This is a genomic window from Roseovarius halophilus (ex Wu et al. 2025), from assembly GCF_047086965.1.
In genome coordinates, this window is record NZ_JBKOTX010000407.1 from 1 (window position 1) to 2,184 (window position 2,184).

The window sequence follows — 2,184 nt, forward strand, 5'->3', positions numbered from 1 at the left end:
CGCGCCAGGTGTCGAGCTGTTCTTGTCGTCCATGGTCCATTCTCCTTCGATGGAAAATTAGCGCTATGAACTGTCTCAGGAAACCGTGCCCCAACCCACTTTGCCAGCAACGTCAAAACTGACATGAGCCCCGACAGCGCGGCCAAGAGCGCACCGCGCGCCGCCCGTGCTGCAAAAACGGCAAGACCGCCCTGCCCGCGTTCCGGCGCATCAGGGCCGGACCAGGACCCTTCTTGCCACGTCGATGGTGCGGCCTGAGGCTGCGAAGGCTGCGAGACGTGGGGCATGGACCCTCGGGGGCTTAAGGGATTCTACGAAAAAAGTATGGCGCGCGTGGGCGGGACGGGCCCTGACGGAACAGCGCCCTGATCGCTTGAACGGGTTGCCATGGGCGGCGGCGGGGCTTCAACGGATTGAAGCCTCGATGCCTTGGGATCAGCGGTGCTGCCGGGCAAAAGGGGCATGCTGTTCCTGGTCGGCATATCCGGTCCGCGCACTTGGGCGGCGGGCCGCGCCTCAAAACCGCTTCGCATCATCGCAAACTCCTGATCGCACCCGGTGCACGGCGCGCCGGTCGAGGCTTGCCCAGGCGACCGGACCGCTACTTGTTTGACGGGCAGGTTTGCCGCGCCCGTATTCCCCCCCCCGCGCGCGTACCGAGGACGACCGGGAAAATGCAGCGCTTTGTCGCGAAATCCTCCCCTGCAAGCGCGCGCGGTCGCGAAGCAGGGTCGCACCGTATGGTGTAAGAGGCCGCCAGCGTCACCACCGGCCGCGCGGCTCACGCCACCCCGAGGGCTACGCGCGCGGCCTCTTGGACCAACCGGTGGGACCCTGCCGTCACGGGGGTGCCACGCACGCCATGAGAGTTAAAATACAGCAATATCAGGCTTTGCCTTATGCGGTGGGCCGGGATTTGGGGATCACTCCCGCGACGTGGCGGAATGGGGCAAGCGCCAGACGGTTGGGGAGATCAAGACCAGCCCGCGAACCCACCATGTCCTCATATCTGGTCGATCATGATACGGACCACCTATCCGAACCACTAGTTTTGCTTAGCCCCTTGCGTCACCCCAGCGTTTTTGGCTACTACCGACGGCGGAGCGGTGGCCGAGTGGTCGAAGGCGCACGCCTGGAAAGTGTGTAGGCGGGAAACCGTCTCGAGGGTTCGAATCCCTTCCGCTCCGCCACATCTTTCGTGCAAACTACTCATATCGTTCAACTTTCTGCCCGGTTGGGTGGTCAAGGTACGAAACGCGGTACATTTTGGCGCTTGGGCTGTACCGTTGGTCGGAGCCTAGCGGATTGCGGGGATCGAGTCAGCGGGCGTGTCGGGCCGGACGTGTCCATGGGGCCTGCCTTTTCGGAGCATGATGGTCCTGGTCTTCCCGCCGCCTTTGGGCGCGGCGGGGGTTGGGTGTGTGGTCTCTGGATTTTTTAAAACGTGCGCGCGCAGGGCCTGCGGCCCTGTCGCGGGGGCTCCGGACGGGTGTCCGGAGCCCTTCGGGTTGGTGGGGATTGTGTCCGGCTTATTGGGTCATGCCCCTGACGTTTGGGTAGTGAGTTCATTGGTCTCAACACGATCTGCGCTCTCCGTGGTCCTGTCCGGGATCACCTGATCAAGAAGGTTTGCCAGGTCTTCGGCGTGAAGCTCCCGCGTTTCGATGAGGGCCTCGGCGATGCGCTCCAGCGCGGCGCGGTGATGGCTCAGGGCCTCGCGCGTCTCGGCCTCGGCTGTCCGGAGGGTGTCCTCGATCCGTGTCCGGGACTGCTGCGCGAGCAGCCGTGCGGTGATGTCAGGCGAGTGCCAGGTCAGGGCGTCGCCAAGCCCGAGGCGCATCTCGGCATCTGTCAGAAGCTGGGTGGCCATCGCGAGATCGCTGTCCGCGCCGCCGCCCGCGCCGCTGGAGACCTCTTCGAACATCATCGCTTCGGCCGCGCGTCCGCCGAGGCAGGTCCGGACAAGCGCATCGATGCGCGCTCGGGTCAGGAAATCATGCTTGGGCCGCTCGACCGCCCCGCCGCCGGCCCGGAGAATGGCCCGCTGCGCGACAGGCGCGCCGAAGAGGTGTCCGGCAAGCAGATGTCCGGCTTCATGCACCGCCACGCGGCGCAACGTGTCCGGGTCCGGCGCGGGGGCGAGGTCAGCCGCCGCGGCGTCAAGGTCGCAGGGCGCGAGGGCGG

1 tRNA gene and 1 pseudogene are annotated in these 2,184 nt (G+C 65.7%); one reads left to right on the forward strand and one right to left on the reverse strand.

The window, feature by feature from the left end:
- Nucleotides 1-1,100: 1,100 nt before the first annotated feature.
- Nucleotides 1,101-1,190: transfer RNA gene (locus tag ACH107_RS32205), tRNA-Ser, on the forward strand.
- Nucleotides 1,191-1,537: 347 nt separating this feature from the next.
- Here the strand turns inward: ACH107_RS32205 and ACH107_RS32210 are convergent.
- Nucleotides 1,538-2,184, reverse strand: a pseudogene (locus ACH107_RS32210) (hypothetical protein); the annotation flags it as partial.